Source organism: Nitrospiria bacterium (assembly GCA_035517655.1).
GTDB lineage: Bacteria > Nitrospirota > Nitrospiria > JACQBZ01 > JACQBZ01 > JACQBZ01.
Genome location: DATIYJ010000022.1, coordinates 1 through 14,875, shown reverse-complemented (window position 1 = coordinate 14,875; position 14,875 = coordinate 1). Strand labels below are relative to the sequence as shown.

Annotated in this window: 13 protein-coding genes; 9 read left to right on the top strand and 4 right to left on the bottom strand. The window is 60.0% G+C overall.

Translation table 11 applies throughout. The features are described from left to right. Nucleotides 1-93 precede the first annotated feature (93 nt). The 5 genes from VLY20_04680 to VLY20_04660 all read left to right on the top strand — a co-directional run bounded on the left by VLY20_04680 (nt 94) and on the right by VLY20_04660 (nt 5,912). A complete protein-coding gene (locus tag VLY20_04680) occupies nt 94-744 on the top strand; it encodes a M23 family metallopeptidase (GenBank protein HUK55934.1) in 651 nt (216 codons plus the stop codon). Between the two features lie 129 nt (nt 745-873). Further along, entirely contained in the window at nt 874-1,077 is a 204-nt protein-coding gene (locus tag VLY20_04675) for a cold-shock protein (GenBank protein HUK55933.1), read from the top strand. A gap of 135 nt (nt 1,078-1,212) precedes the next feature. Next, nucleotides 1,213-3,909 carry a preprotein translocase subunit SecA gene (secA, locus tag VLY20_04670; protein ID HUK55932.1) on the top strand — a complete coding sequence of 899 codons (2,697 nt, stop codon included), beginning with the start codon at nt 1,213-1,215 and terminating at the stop codon, nt 3,907-3,909. Between the two features lie 87 nt (nt 3,910-3,996). After that, a complete protein-coding gene (locus VLY20_04665) occupies nt 3,997-4,812 on the top strand; it encodes a nitrilase-related carbon-nitrogen hydrolase (protein ID HUK55931.1) in 816 nt (271 codons plus the stop codon). Beyond that, on the top strand, nt 4,809-5,912 hold the full coding sequence (locus VLY20_04660) for a sensor domain-containing diguanylate cyclase (GenBank protein HUK55930.1): 1,104 nt from the start codon (nt 4,809-4,811) through the stop codon (nt 5,910-5,912). The genes VLY20_04665 and VLY20_04660 overlap by 4 nt, the downstream gene beginning before the upstream one ends. Here VLY20_04660 and VLY20_04655 read toward each other — a convergent pair. From VLY20_04655 to VLY20_04645, 3 genes are all read right to left on the bottom strand, one after another. Continuing rightward, nucleotides 5,909-7,021 carry a DNA recombination protein RmuC gene (locus tag VLY20_04655; GenBank protein HUK55929.1) on the bottom strand — a complete coding sequence of 371 codons (1,113 nt, stop codon included), beginning with the start codon at nt 7,019-7,021 and terminating at the stop codon, nt 5,909-5,911. The two genes, VLY20_04660 and VLY20_04655, sit on opposite strands and share 4 nt — an antisense overlap. 113 nt (nt 7,022-7,134) lie before the next feature. Beyond that, nucleotides 7,135-7,632 (bottom strand): hypothetical protein, encoded by a 498-nt coding sequence (locus VLY20_04650; protein HUK55928.1) that lies wholly within the window; start codon nt 7,630-7,632, stop codon nt 7,135-7,137. A gap of 21 nt (nt 7,633-7,653) precedes the next feature. Further along, entirely contained in the window at nt 7,654-8,022 is a 369-nt protein-coding gene (locus VLY20_04645) for a TRL domain-containing protein (protein HUK55927.1), read from the bottom strand. A gap of 173 nt (nt 8,023-8,195) precedes the next feature. On the opposite strand from VLY20_04645, the gene VLY20_04640 reads away from it, so the two are divergent. From VLY20_04640 to VLY20_04630, 3 genes are read left to right on the top strand one after another with little or no spacing between them, the layout of a single operon-like run. After that, a complete protein-coding gene (locus tag VLY20_04640) occupies nt 8,196-9,752 on the top strand; it encodes an AAA family ATPase (GenBank protein HUK55926.1) in 1,557 nt (518 codons plus the stop codon). Next, nucleotides 9,725-10,879: an SAM-dependent methyltransferase gene (locus VLY20_04635; GenBank protein HUK55925.1), complete on the top strand. Its 1,155-nt coding sequence runs from the start codon at nt 9,725-9,727 to the stop codon at nt 10,877-10,879. Before VLY20_04640 ends, VLY20_04635 begins: the two co-directional genes overlap by 28 nt. A 34-nt stretch (nt 10,880-10,913) precedes the next feature. After that, complete coding sequence (locus VLY20_04630; GenBank protein HUK55924.1) at nt 10,914-11,282, top strand: PilZ domain-containing protein; 369 nt, start codon at nt 10,914-10,916, stop codon at nt 11,280-11,282. Between the two features lie 21 nt (nt 11,283-11,303). Here the strand turns inward: VLY20_04630 and VLY20_04625 are convergent, their stop codons facing one another. After that, on the bottom strand, nt 11,304-12,083 hold the full coding sequence (locus VLY20_04625; GenBank protein HUK55923.1) for a hypothetical protein: 780 nt from the start codon (nt 12,081-12,083) through the stop codon (nt 11,304-11,306). Nucleotides 12,084-12,406: 323 nt separating this feature from the next. On the opposite strand from VLY20_04625, the gene VLY20_04620 reads away from it, so the two are divergent. Further along, nucleotides 12,407-14,875 (top strand): heavy metal translocating P-type ATPase, encoded by a 2,469-nt coding sequence (locus VLY20_04620; protein HUK55922.1) that lies wholly within the window; start codon nt 12,407-12,409, stop codon nt 14,873-14,875.

Below are 14,875 nucleotides of genomic sequence, written 5' to 3'. Positions count from 1 at the left end.
ATGTGGGAGTTGAAATCTCTTCGGAAGGAGACGAAGACACAGAAGATCCAAATTCAACAATTTGCTTCCAACATTATTGATTTGAAAAAGCAGATGACACGCATCAAGGATCTGGACGCCAATTTGCGGGTGATCACGGACATCGGTCCTCCACCGGAAAACGACCAACTCAAAGGTCTGGGCGGACCGGAGGAACATGGGACGGATGCGGTTTCTCAAAACGGGGATGTACAACCGGAAGACATCATCAAGATGGGCGAGGATCTTAGCCAGCTCAAATCGGCCGAAGCGGCCCAAGAGGTAAGTTTCGAACAACTGACGGAGGCCATGAAAGACCGGCGTTCTTTATGGGCATCGACCCCTTCCGTCTGGCCCGTGCGGGGATGGTTGACGTCCGGATTTGGAAACCGGATCTCTCCGTTTACCGGAAGCGTCGCGATGCATAACGGCATCGATTTGGCTGCCCGTCGGGATACCCCGGTCATGGCGACCGCTAGTGCCGTGGTCAGTTATGAAGGGTTCGACAGCGGTTTGGGCAAGGTGGTCAAACTTAATCATGGTTACGGAATGCAAACGGTCTATGGACACCTTTCGAAAGTGAACGTCCGGATCGGTCAAAAGGTCAAACGGGGAGACGTAGTCGGTTTTGTCGGCAACACAGGATTGTCGACCGGTCCCCACCTGCATTACGAAGTTATCGTCAACAACGTCCCGGTCAATCCTTTGAGGTACATCCTAAATTAGCGCATTTCCCTTTGATAAAACAATTTTTGGCGGGGAGCAAGCGGACCGTTTTCCATGGCCTGTCTGCTCGATTATTAATAGTCGCTCCGGTCGGGGTTCCGGGGCCGATTGTAGGGAGGGGTCAGCGTAATGAGTAAAGGAAAGGTCAAGTGGTTCAACGAGAAGAAGGGTTACGGATTTATCGAACAAGAGGGCGGAGGAGACGTCTTCGTCCATTTCTCGGCCATTCAGGGAGATGGATTTAAAACATTGACCGAGGGTCAGGAGGTGGAATTCGATGTGGTGGACGGTAAAAAAGGCCCACAGGCATCGAATGTGGTCAAGGCGCAATAACAAACCATTGAAACGATGATCCCTGAAAACCCCGACAAGGCGTCCGCTTTGTCGGGGTTTTTTATCTCCCCAGTTTTTGCGTGCCTTTTTCGTATTGTGGTATTATAATGTGATTATTTTTGAACGGACTCCTTGATGTTGGGAATATTGATCCGAAAAGTCATCGGGACCAAAAACGATCGGGAATTGAAACGGTTGGCCCCGGTGGTCGAACAGATTTCCGCCTTTGAGACGGCCGTCTCATCGTTGGACGATCAACAACTGCGGTCGAAAACGGAAGAGTTCCGATCCCGTTTGGCCTCCGGCGCATCGCTGGATGACGTTCTCCCCGAAGCCTTCGCCGTCGTGCGGGAGACGTCGAAACGGCGGCTTGGAATGCGTCATTTCGACGTACAGCTTCTGGGCGGAATCGTTTTGCACGAGGGAAAGATCTCCGAAATGAAGACGGGCGAGGGCAAGACGCTCGTCGCCACGCTTCCGCTGTATCTGAATGCGTTACCCGGACTCGGTGCCCATCTGGTTACGGTGAATGATTATCTGGCCAAACGGGATGCTCAGTGGATGGGCCCGATCTATGATGCGTTGGGTTTATCCGTGGGCGTGATCCAGCATGAAGCCGCTTTTCGGTTCGACCCGACCTACCAAGCGGCCGACCGCCGTTTGCAATTCCTCCGGCCCGTGAACCGGGTCGAAGCATATCAGGCCGACATCACGTACGGGACCAACAACGAATTCGGGTTCGACTATCTCCGCGACAATATGACGGTCGATTTGGGCCAGGGCGTTCAGCGGGACCTTCACTACGCGATCGTGGACGAAGTGGACAGCATCCTGATCGATGAGGCCCGGACGCCGCTGATCATTTCCGGACCTACCGAGGAATCCACGGACAAGTATTACCGGATCAATCAAATCATCCCTGCGTTGAAAGAATCAGAGGACTATGCCGTTGAGGAAAAAACCAAGACGGTGACCCTGACGGAGGAAGGCAACGCAAAAGTGGAACGGCTCCTGGGGGTGTCGAATCTTTACGACATGTCGAATATGGATCTGGTGCATCACGTCATCCAAGCCCTCAAGGCCCATGCCCTCTTCAAGCGCGACGTGGACTATGTGGTCAAAGACGGGGAGGTGATGATCGTCGATGAATTTACCGGACGCCTGATGCCGGGCCGCCGCTGGAGCGACGGCCTGCACCAGGCGGTTGAGGCCAAAGAGGGCGTCAAGATCGCCAACGAAAACCAGACGCTGGCCTCGATTACGTTCCAGAACTATTTCCGGTTGTACAAGAAACTGGCCGGCATGACCGGCACGGCCGACACCGAGGCGGTGGAGTTTGCCAAAATCTACAATCTGGATGTGATGGTGATCCCGGCCAACCGGAACATGATCCGGAAGGATTTCCCCGATGTCGTGTACCGGACCGAACGTGAAAAATTCAACGCGATCGTCGAAGAGGTGGCGGAACGGCATCAAAAAGGGCAGCCGGTTCTCGTGGGAACGATCTCCATTGAAAAATCCGAACGGCTGAGCGGCCTCCTCAATCGTCAGGGGATCAAGCACTCCGTTTTAAACGCGAAGTATCATGAAAAGGAGGCCGAGATCATCGCGCAGGCCGGCGGCAAGAGCGCCGTGACCATCGCGACCAACATGGCCGGACGCGGCACGGACATCCTCCTCGGAGGGAACCCCGATTTTCTTTTCAAGCGGCACCTCATCCAGCAGCCCGAGATGCCGCCGGCGGAGCAGGCCCGGCTTCTGGAGCGGATCAAAAAGGAATGCGAGGCCGAGAAAGCGGAGGTCGTGGCGCTGGGCGGGCTCCACATCCAGGGCACCGAGCGCCACGAGAGTCGCCGGATCGACAACCAGTTGCGGGGACGGGCCGGCCGGCAGGGGGATCCGGGATCGTCCCGGTTCTATCTTTCGTTGGAAGACGACCTCATGCGGATTTTCGGCTCGGAGCGTATTTCGGGGCTGATGCAGCGGCTCGGAATGGAGGAGGGGGTCCCGATCGAACACCGGATGGTGACCCGCGCCATCGAGAACGCCCAGAAAAAGGTGGAGGCCCATAATTTCGATATCCGGAAGCAATTGCTCGAGTACGACGACGTGATGAATAAACAGCGCGAGGTGATCTACGAACAGCGTCGGCGGGTCCTTCGCGGCGAAAATCTGACGGATCTGTTTCTGGGCATGATCGACGATCGTTTGAACGAGCTCCTGGATTTGTACTGTCCGGATGGGGTCTATCCGGAAGAATGGGATCTCAAAGGGCTCAACGAGGCGCTCGCCCGTCAGTTTGCGATGAGCGCTGAACGGGAATCGGAAATGAAAGAGACGGGACGAGCCGCGGTGCGGGAACACCTTATTCAGAAGATCGACGAGGCGTACAAACGGAAAGAGGCCGAGTTGAGCGAGCCGTTGATGCGTCAACTGGAAAAGATGGTGACGCTCCGCGTGATCGACACCCAATGGAAGGATCATCTCCTGGCGATGGATTACCTGAAGGAAGGAATCGGGCTGCGGGGCTACGGGCAGAAGGATCCCCTGGTGGAGTACAAACGGGAGGGATTCGAGATGTTCTCGGCCATGATGGAGCGCATCAAGAACGACGCGGTGGAGCATCTTTTCAAGATCCAAGTGATCAAGGACCAACCGGCCCCGCCGGCACCCCGCCCGGCGGCCGTTCCCCAGCCGGCGCGGCTTCAGTTCAGCCGCGGCGACGCTCCGGCCCAATCCAAGACGGTCCACCGGGACGTCCAGAAGGTCGGTCGGAACGACCCCTGCCCATGCGGAAGCGGAAAGAAATATAAGAAATGCCACGGACAATAGAAAGGGACTGGATGCTGGAAGAGAAATGCCGGTGTAAAAGAAGAATCGTATTCTTCACCCGCATCCGGCACCCCGCATTTTGCCGCCATGCTTAAAATTGCCGGCATCCAGATGCGATGTTCGAAGGATCCAGACGCGAACCTCCGAAAAGCCCTCGAGATGATCGCCCTGGCCGCGGAACGGGGGGCCAAGATCATCGCCACGCAGCAACTTTTCAGTCTGCCCTGGTTCGCGTTCGAAAGTCGAAACGACCATTTTCAGTGGGCCGAGACGCTGGAAGGCCCGACCGTTTCGGCCCTTCGCGAAGCGGCGAGAGCGTCCAAGACGGTTTTAATCGGAACCTTTTTCGAGAAAGAAGGAGATTCCTACTACAATACGGCCGCCGTGATCGAAAAGGACGGGACCGTGCTCGGTCGTTACCGGAAAGTGCATCTCCCCCAGATCCCGCTGTGGGAAGAGAAGCATTATTTCAAGGCGGGGGACCTCGGCTTTCCGGTTTTTCAAACCTCCTTTGCGCGGATCGGCGTTCAGATCTGCTGGGACAATTTCTTTCCGGAAGGCAGCCGGATCATGGCCCTGCAGGGAGCCCAGATCATCGTCGCCCCGACCGCGGCCGCCTTTGCGTCCCAATCCCGCTGGGAAAAGATGATCTGCGCCAACGCCATTGCGAACAACGTCTTCATCCTTCGAATCAACCGGGCCGGCAAGGAGGAGCGACAAACGTTCTATGGCCGGAGCTTCTGCGTCAACCCCTTCGGAGAATTGATCGCCTCTCCCGCCGGGTCGAACGATGCCATTGTGTTTTCGGATGTGGATCTGAACGAGGTTCAGGAAACGCGGGACATCTGGACCTTTTTCAAGGACCGTCGGCCCGAACTCTATGGGGAACTCGCCCGGCCATGAAGAACCCGGAACTCCTTGTCCGCTACCGGCTTGAGAACAGCCGCCTGCGCACGGCCCTCGCCCAACGATCCAAGGAACTGTCCTTCTTCATCAACAGCGGCAAGGCCCTGACCTCCACGCTGGAGTTCAATAAAATCCTTCGAGTCATCATGGAGCGGGCGCAGCGGCTGATCAAGTGCGACGCCTGGTCGCTGCTCCTGTTGGATGAGGAGGCTCAGGAACTCCGTTTCGTCGCGGCCAAAGGAACCAAGGGCATCAAAAAGATCCGCCTGAAGGTGGGCCAAGGCATCGCCGGTTGGGTGGCCAAGACCGGCCAGCCCTTGATCATCCATGACGTGCGGAAGGACCGCCGGTTCAACCGGGCGGCGGATCGCATCATCCGGTTCAAGACCCGGTCCGTCCTGTGCGTGCCGATCGTGAATAAAAAGCGGACGATCGGCGTCCTGGAAATGATCAACAAACAGAACCGCGAACCGTTCGACGAAACCGACCAGGATCTCCTCCGGAAACTGGTGGATCAGGCCGCGATCGCGCTCGAGCGGGCGAGCCTCTACGAGCGCATGTCGAACCTGGCGATCACGGACGACCTGACCAAGCTGTTCAATTTCCGCTACCTGGACCAGATCCTCGACCGCGAGATCAATCGCTGCCGGCGCTACGGCTCGGTCCTGTCGATCATCTTTTTCGACATGGACTACTTCAAACACGTCAACGACACGCACGGCCATCTCATGGGCAGCAAGGTCCTGATCGAGGTGGCGCATATTCTGATTGAAAACCTTCGGGACGTGGATATCATCGCGCGGTACGGCGGCGACGAATTCGTAGTGGTCCTGCCGGAAACCAATGTCGAGACGGCCATCCGCATCACCCACCGCCTGCACAAAAGCCTGAAGGCGCACGAATTCTTGAAGGACGAAGGATTGCAGATCAGGATGTCGGCCAGCTACGGAATCGCCGGCTATCCGGAGCACGCGCTGACGAAGCGGGATCTGGTCCGGATGGCCGACCAGGCGATGTACTTGGCCAAGAACAGCGGGCGCGACCAGATCTGCATTGCCGAGAAACGGCAGGAACGGTCGCGGGTTCGCGCCACCTAGTTCAGCCGCAACGGTTCGTTCTTCAATTCGCCCGGCAAGGCCTCGCCCTGTCCCGCGGAGACCAGCCGCTCGCCGAACCGATCCAGACGGATCGACGCCTCGTCATACCGCCCCTTGGCGTTGGTGAGGTGCGTGCCGATCACCTCGAATTCCTTCCGGAACCGCTCGAAATCCCCCCGCAGACGCTCCAGGTGGCTGATGATGATCTGGGCGCTTTTCTCGATCTGCAGACCCTTGAGGCCCATCACGATCGCCTGGAGATACGCGTACAGGCTGTTGGGCGAGACGGGGATCACCTTCCGTTCGAGCGCATCCGCCGACAGACTCTTGTCATCGCCCAGGTTTTCGTCCTTGATGATGGTTTCGTAATAGACATTCTCAGCCGGGATGTACATCAGCGCAAACGGGAAGGTTCCCTCGTCCGGCAGGATGTATTTGTCGGCGATGGCGTCGACGTGTTTCTTGACGTCCGCGTTGAACTTTTTACGGGCGGCCTTCCGCTCCTCGTCGTTTTTGGACTCGACCACCCGGCGGAAATTCTCCAGCGGAAACTTGGAATCCACCGGCACGAGAAATTGGCCCAGGCGGATCACCGCGTCGACCGTCTCCCCGCTCTTGAAGCGATGCTGGAGCGTGAAATGATTGGGCGGAAGAATTTGGGCCAGGAGGTCTCCCAAGAACAACTCGCCCAGAATCCCGCGCAGCTTCGGGGCCCGGAGAATTTCCTGAAGGCTGGCGATGTCCTTGCCGACGTCAAACACCTGCTGGGTCGCCTTCGACAGCTCGCCCAGGTTCTGCTTGACTTCTCCGACGACCCGGGCCGCGTTGTCAAGGCGCGTTCCGATCTGGCCGGTGGCGTTCTGGAGCTGCTGGACCATCGCGGTCAGCTGCTGGTTGACCTGCTGCGTGACGGACGAGAGCTGTTGATTGAGGGCGGTCGTGTTTCCCGCGATCGTCTCGGTGATTTGCTGCCGCAGCGCGTCCACCTGCTGCTGCATCACCAGCATCCCGGTGTCCGGCGGCTTGCTCCGTCCCTGGATTTGCAGGACGATGAGCACCGCCAGCAGCCCGACAACCGCCACGATTCCGATCAGAAGAACGGTTTCCATGGCCCGATTCTATCCGCGCTGGTTCAGGAAGTCAACCCGCTTGCGATCCGTCGGAATGGGTGCGGCGGTCCAAAGGAGATTAGGCCGGGCCGGATTCCCGCCGCGAAGTGATTTTAGGGGTGAGGACCTTTTTGGAGCGGAGGTGTGCTTTCCCGGACGGCCTTCGCGTGGATGATCGTGGTCGTCTTGTTGTAGACCCCCAGGATGGAAAAATACCGCACGTCGATCCGGACGTCGTACAGATGGCCGACGCCGTAGCGCTTCTTCGCGTCCTCGATGGCGGCGCGGATGCTTCGATCCTTCACATCGACGGAAAGTCCGGAGGTCGGTCCGAGTCCCATGAAAAATCCCACCGGAATGAAAAACCCCGTCATTTCACTCGAGCCCTCCACTTCGACGGCGTCGTCCTCCTGAACCATCGGATTGAGATCCCTGCGGGTCATCGAAGAATAGGAGAAGGGGGCTTCGTAGTCCTGATAAATGGGAAAGCCCCGCGGCAGCTCCGCGCGGTCGATGGCATTGCCGACGGTCCCGTCGCTGTGCGGCCCGAAGGCCCGGGCCGGATCGGGGACATAAAGGATGAATAGAATCACGATGATCGTGCGGATCATGGAACTCGGCCCCCCGGCATTTTAATGGGCCGCTTTGGCCGTGATGATGATCGTCCGGCTGAAGTAGAGCCCCAGCACGTTAAAGACCCGCTGGTCGGTTTTGACATCGTACACTTCTTTGACTTCGAAGCCGGCCTTAAGCTTCGCGTTCTCCAAGGCCGCATCGAGTCCGGCGTTTCCCCAGGAGATCAAACCGAACAAGAGGCCGTAGGCCGTGGCTTGGCCGATAATCTCCTGGTTCTCCAGGTTCAGGTCCTTCACATCGAGGCGGGTATTGGAAATCCAGGCCAGGGGAAGGGTCGTGTTGGCATAAATGCAGCCGGCCAAGCCGGCCGTGAGCACGGCTAGGGCGGCGGTTCTCCATATGGCGTTGACGGTTTTCATCGGCATCGATTTACCCTCCGTTCTTCATGGCATAACTCATTTAATATACCACGTTTATCAATAAAAAAAACCGGTTTCGCGCAAGTCCCTTGAGGGAATCGGGGGGAGATTTTCGCCCCGACGGCTTTGACTTTCAACCGGCAACTGACTAAAATGATGGCCATCGAAGGGAGGCGCGGATGATCTGGTACCGCTCGCTCATGAACCCTGCGGCTTACCCCCATCCCGTCCGGGAGGTCCGCCACCTGGCGACGCATATCTCGGACGTCTTCCTGACCGGGCCGTTTGCCTACAAAATCAAGAAGCCGGTCGATCTGAAGTTTCTCGACTTCTCCACGCTGGAGAAACGGCGTTTCTATTGCGAGAGGGAAGTGGTCTTGAACCGACGGTTGGCGCCGGAGATCTACGTGGGGGTCGTGCCGATCACGCGTGACGGTGAAGATTTCCGTGTGGAAGGGGAGGGCGAACCGGTGGAGTATGCGGTGAAGATGGTCCAGTTCGGTCAGGACGGTCTTCTCGATGCGATGGCCGAGCGGGGCGGTCTGACGCGGGCCCCCATCCTCGAACTGGCCTCCCAGGTCGCCCGTTTTCACCGGTCGATCGACCGGGCCGACGACGCGTTCGGGACGACGGACGTCATCGGCGAGAACGTGCTGCGGAATTTCGAACAGACCGCGAAATTTCAGGGGATCGTGGTTTCTCCGGAACGGTTTTCGAGGCTCAAAAAGTATTCGGAAGATTTTTTGACCCGAAAAGCGTCCCTGTTTCATGAACGGGTCAAGCGCGGCGCGATTCGAATCTGTCACGGGGATCTGCATCTTCAAAACATCTGTCTCGATCGGGGGCGCTTGATCGTCTTCGACTGCATCGAATTCAACGAGGCGCTGAATCATATCGATGTAGTCAACGAGATCGCCTTCTTGTTGATGGACCTGGACCACCGCGGCCTGGCCGGGCTGGGCAACCGCTTTCTGAACAGCTACCTTGAGCAGACCCAGGACTACGAAGGGCTGTCCGTGCTGGACTTCTACCTTGTCTATCGCGCCTGCGTCAGGGCGAAGGTGGCCTGCTTTCTTCTGGATGATCCGGAGATCACGGAGGCCGAGAAGGCCGCCGCCGGCGCGCGCGCCTCGGCTTATTTCGAACTGGCCGAAGGTTACCTGGCCGACCGCCGGCCCGGCCTGATCCTGATGGCGGGGGTGAGCGGATCGGGGAAGAGCACCGTCGCATCCGACGTCGCGGAAAATTCCGCCGGCGTCATGATCCGTTCGGACGCCGTGCGCAAATCGCTGGCGGGGTCGGGGCGGGAGGCGCGGGGCCCGACGGATTACGCCCGGGGCCTCTACGCACCCGAGATGACGGAGCGGACCTACGACGGCCTCCTGGAACGGGCCGGGTTCGTGATCGCGAGCGGGCGATGGGCCCTCCTCGACGCCACGTATGCCCGGAAGCCGCACCGGCGGACCGCGAAGTCGTGGGCCGAGAAGATGGCGGTGCCCTTCGCCATCCTTCATTGCACCGCCCCGTTGTCGGTTCTTGAGGCGCGCCTGGCGCGGAGGACGGCGGAGTCGAAGGACATTTCGGATGCCGACGTCGGGATCATGCGGCGGCAGCTTTCGGTCTTCGAGCCGTTCGAGCCGGAGGAGGCGGAGTCGGTGGTTCCGGTCGATACCGAAAAGGGGTGGAACGCGCAGGAGCTCGTGGCGGCATGCCGGACGAAGGCCGGGCGTCGTTAGCCCGCAAAATCCGGGAGGAGATCCGGCGCAAGGGCCGGATGACCTTCGCACGGTTCATGGAGATCGCCCTGTACGATCCGGACGAGGGCTATTATATCGCGGCCGCCGAGCGAATCGGCCTCGGCGGGGATTACTACACCAGTCCCGATGTGCATCCCGTCTTCGGCCGGCTTCTGGCGAAGCAGATCCGTCAGATGGAGACGCTCGTCCCGGGGCCGGATCCTTTCACGATTCTTGAGATGGGCGCCGGGAAGGGACTGCTCTGCCGGGACATCCTGGGTGGGTTGAAGAGGGATACGCCGGAGCGGTTCGATCGTTATCGTTACGCCGTGATCGAGCGCAGTCCGGCCATGGTCGTGAAACAAAAAGCGCTGCTCCGCGATGCGGGCTTGACCGGCTCCGTCGTCTGGGTTTCAAGCCTCGAGGACGCCGCGGCCGAAGGGTCCCTGCGGGGATGCGTTTTGTCGAACGAGTTGGTGGATGCCTTCCCGGTCCATCGGGTGGTCGGGACCCGGGAAGGGCTGGACGAGATTTACGTGGGTTTGATGGACGACCGCCTCGTCGATACGGCCGATCTGCCCTCCACGCCGGACCTGCCGGCCTACTTCGACGGGTTGAAGGTCCGCCTGACCGAGGGCCAGCGGGCGGAGGTGAATCTTGAAGCGGCCCGTTGGATCCGCGCGGTCGGCCGGACCCTGGATCGGGGCTTCGTGGTCACGATCGATTACGGTTATCCGGCCTCGGAGCTGTTCGCGGCGCATCGGAAAAAAGGAAGCCTGCTCTGCTACTACCGGCATACCGTCAACGACGACCCGTACGGCCGGATCGGCCGGCAGGATATCACGTCCCATGTCGACTTCACACAACTGGCCCGGGCCGGCGCCGAATCGGGACTGTCCGTGACCGGTTTTACGAACCAGCTCAATTTTTTGATGAGCCTCGGGATCGCGCAGGAGATGGAGAAGTCCGATCCCGAGAGCCCGGAGATCCAGTCGGTCAAGCGACTGTTGGCCCGGGAGAGCATGGGCGGGGTGTTCAAGATTCTCGTTCAGCATAAGGGCCTCGCGCCGCCTCCGCTGGAAGGTTTGAGCTTTCGACCGTACTTCAAGGACGTTTTGACGGTGTGACGGGATCGCAACAATCGCGGGAGATGAGATAAAAATGGAGACGCCGGGGGACCGAAAGGACACGCCGAAAGCTGCGGATAAACGGAAGTCGCTGCGGTCTCCGATCATCGTTCTCAAAGTGAGCGCCGAGGGCGATCGAAAGCGCCTGTTTGGCTACGCCAAGAACGTCAGCCGCGGCGGGCTTTATATCCAGTCGGTCAACCCCCGGCAGCCGGGCGATCAGTTCGCCATCGCCTTTCAAATTCCCAACACGGAGATCCGCGTCGAGTGCCGCTGCGAGGTGGTCTGGAAGCGGGGATACAATCCGTCGAGCAAGGAGGACCCCGGTTACGGGGTCCGCTTCCTGGACCTGCCGATCGTCGTGGCCGACGCGATCGATCAATGGGTCAAGCAACAGCGCTGAGAAGGCCCTTCGGCGGGGTTGTTACTCGATCGGATCATCGAGCGGACTGCAGTCCGTCAACCCGAAGCGGCCGTTCCGCGTGCGAAGGATCCGGAGGGCCAGGGACGGAATCCCGAGCGCTTTCCCGAATTCGTTTGCGATGGACCGGACATAGACGCCGGATCCGACCGTGATCCGTATCGTCGCGACCGAAAATCGGGCGTTGGGATGCCCGCCCAGCGCGGCCGGCCAGCCTTCCTTGATGCGATCCTGACGGAAATCGCCCGCGACCCGGCCGATGTTTTTCAAGATCAGCCCCTCAAGGTCGGCTTTTGCGATTCGGCTCATCTTCAAGAGCTCGGCCTTGTAAATCTCGATCTCCCGCAAAGGCAGGCCGACCTCCCGAAGCCGGCCTTCCCTCGCCCACCAGAACAGAGGTTTGCCTTTGACGACCTTGGACGAAAACGGAGGAAGCTCCTGTATTCTTTTCCCGGCGAGTCGCGCGACGAGATCGTTGACCCGTTGTTCCGGGATGATTTCCGGGTCATAGGCGGCGGCCTCCGTGATGAGTCCGAGCGGGTCGTACGAATCGGTCGAGAAACCCAGGAGGAGATCGAATTCGTACTCCTTGTCCACGGCCTGCAGCTCGGCCTGTTTTTTCATGGCCTCCGGCCCGATGAGGAGCACGAGAACGCCCTCGGCCATGGGATCGAGACTGCCCGTATGCGTGACGGCGGCGCCGAGCTTTCGCGAAAAGCGGATCGCCACCTGATGACTCGTGATCCCGATCGGCTTGTAGACGGCCCATATATCGTTCAGCATGGACAAGACGCTACAACATGTTTACGGCCCTGTCAATGAGAAGACCCTGTTCGATTGCGGCCCGGACTGCGATCTCGGCTTCTGTTTGGGCACCCGGCTTGGCGAAGGACGCGGTCCGCCGATGGCGGACAAATTTTGCGCGCCTTATCTTCGCAGAATTTAGCGGACGAGCTTAGCCGGGTCAAACAAAAGCCGTCGGAGCAAGAAGGGCCCGGTCGAACAGGGTCTTCCAACGCCGGCAGTCCATGACCCAAGTAAAGCCTCTGGTTGTGCCGGCGCGATGAGACCTGTTAGAATAGCCGTAAGGAAAAACGGTGAAGAAGATGGAAGACGAACCCCATCGGCATTCTAAAATCGAAGACGAGACGGTCGGAACGGGGGCGACGCCGACCGTGACGGATCCCGTCTGCGGGATGGAGATCCCGCCGTCGGACGCGGTCGGGACCCAATCCTACAACGGCCGGACCTATTATTTCTGCAACGAGTCCTGCCTCGAACGGTTCCGAGAAGATCCCCGACGCTTTCTGGAGCCGCCGGATGCCGATCACCGGCCCGAAGCGGCGGCCGGAAGCGACTACATCTGCCCGATGGACCCGGACGTCCGCCAAAAAGACCCCGGCGCCTGCCCGAAATGCGGCATGGTACTGGAACCGGAGACCGTTACGGCGCCGGCCACGCGAACCGAATACGTCTGTCCGATGCATCCCGAAGTCGTCCAGGATCATCCGGGCGCCTGCCCGATCTGCGGCATGGCGCTTGAGCCGCGAACGGTTACGGTCGAGGAAGTCAATCCGGAGCTGATCGATATGTCCCGACGGTTGTGGATCGGCCTTGGTCTAACCCTTCCGCTTTTCCTGTCGGCGATGTCGGATCTCATCCCGGGTGAACCGCTCATGCGGATCATCCCGTCGCAGATTCTGAGTTGGATCGAATGGGCGCTTGCGACGCCGGTCGTGTTATGGGCCGGTTGGCCGTTTTTCGAGCGCGGGTGGCGGTCCATCGTGAATCGCAGTCTGAACATGTTCACGCTGATCGCGATCGGGACCGGAACGGCCTATCTCTACAGCGTCTTTGCAACGCTCTTTCCGGATTTCTTCCCGGAATCCTTCCGCCATGCGCATGGCCAGGTCGGGGTTTACTTCGAAGCGGCCGCCGTGATCACGGTCCTGGTCCTGCTGGGTCAGGTGCTCGAGCTTCGCGCACGCTCACGCACCAGCGCCGCAATCCGTTCTCTCCTGAACCTTGCGCCAAAAACCGCGCGGCGCTTTCGTGAAGACGGGACCGAGGAGGATGTTTCGCTCGATAGTGTGAAGCCCGGCGACCGGCTCCGCGTCCGCCCGGGCGAGGGGATTCCGGTGGACGGGGTTGTTATCGAAGGAAGCAGCTCGATCGACGAATCGATGATCACGGGCGAGGCGATCCCGGTCGAGAAAGGGCCGGGAAAACGCGTCACGGGCGGGACGATCAACGGCGCCGGCGGCTTCATCATGTGCGCGGAACGGGTCGGAAGCGACACGCTTCTGGCGCGGATCGTTCGGATGGTGAGCGAGGCCCAGCGCTCCCGCGCCCCGATCCAGCGGCTGGCCGACACCGTTTCGGGTTACTTTGTTCCAATCGTCATCCTGACGGCCGTCGTCACGTTCATGGTCTGGGCGCTTGCCGGTCCCGATCCGCGGATGGTCTACGCGCTGGTGAACGCCGTCGCGGTTTTGATTATCGCCTGTCCCTGCGCGCTGGGGCTGGCCACGCCGATGTCCATCATGGTCGGGACCGGTCGGGGCGCGACCGCGGGGGTGCTGTTCAAAAACGCCGAGGCGCTGGAGCTTTTGGAGAAGATCGACACCCTCGTCCTGGACAAGACCGGGACCTTGACCGAGGGCCGGCCGCGGCTCGACACGGTCCTTGCGCTGTCGGGCGCAAGCGAGGACGAAGTTTTAAAACTGGCCGCCGGTCTTGAGCGGGGCAGCGAGCACCCGCTGGCGGCGGCGATCGTGGCCGGTGCCCGGGAGAAAAACCTTGCGCTCGAATCCCCCCACGATTTTCGGTCGATCACGGGAAAAGGCGTGGTCGGAAAAATCGGCGGCCGTGACGTCGCGCTCGGCAACCCTGCGCTCTTTGAAGAGCTCGGGATACCGCCGGGCGAGCTGGCCGAACGGTGCGAACCTCTCCGGATGGAAGGCCGGACCGTGGTCTGGCTTGCGGTCGGGAGTCAACCGGCCGGTCTGATCGGTGTTTCGGATCCGATCAAAGCGTCGACGCCCGAAGCGATCGCGGCCCTGAAAGGCTATGGCATACGGACCGTGATGTTGACCGGAGACAACCGCACGACGGCCGAGGCGGTGGCCCGCAAACTGGGGCTGGACGAGGTGGCGGCCGAGGTGCTTCCGGACCGGAAGGCCGACGCAATCAAGCGCCTTCAATCCGACGGCCGGATCGTGGCGATGGCCGGGGATGGGATCAACGACGCCCCGGCGCTGGCCCGGGCCCATGTCGGGATCGCGATGGGCACCGGCACGGATGTCGCGATCGAGAGCGCCGGGGTGACGCTGGTGAAGGGCGATCTTCGCGGGATCGTCCGCGCGATCCGGCTTTCACGCGGCACGATGAAGAACATCCGCCAGAACCTTTTCTTCGCGTTCATCTATAACAGCCTGGGCGTCCCGATCGCGGCCGGCGTGCTCTATCCGGCCTTCGGCCTGCTCTTAAGCCCGATGATCGCCGCGGCCGCGATGAGCTTCAGCTCGGTCTCGGTCATCACCAACGCCCTACGCCTCCGGCGCTTGTCGCTTTGA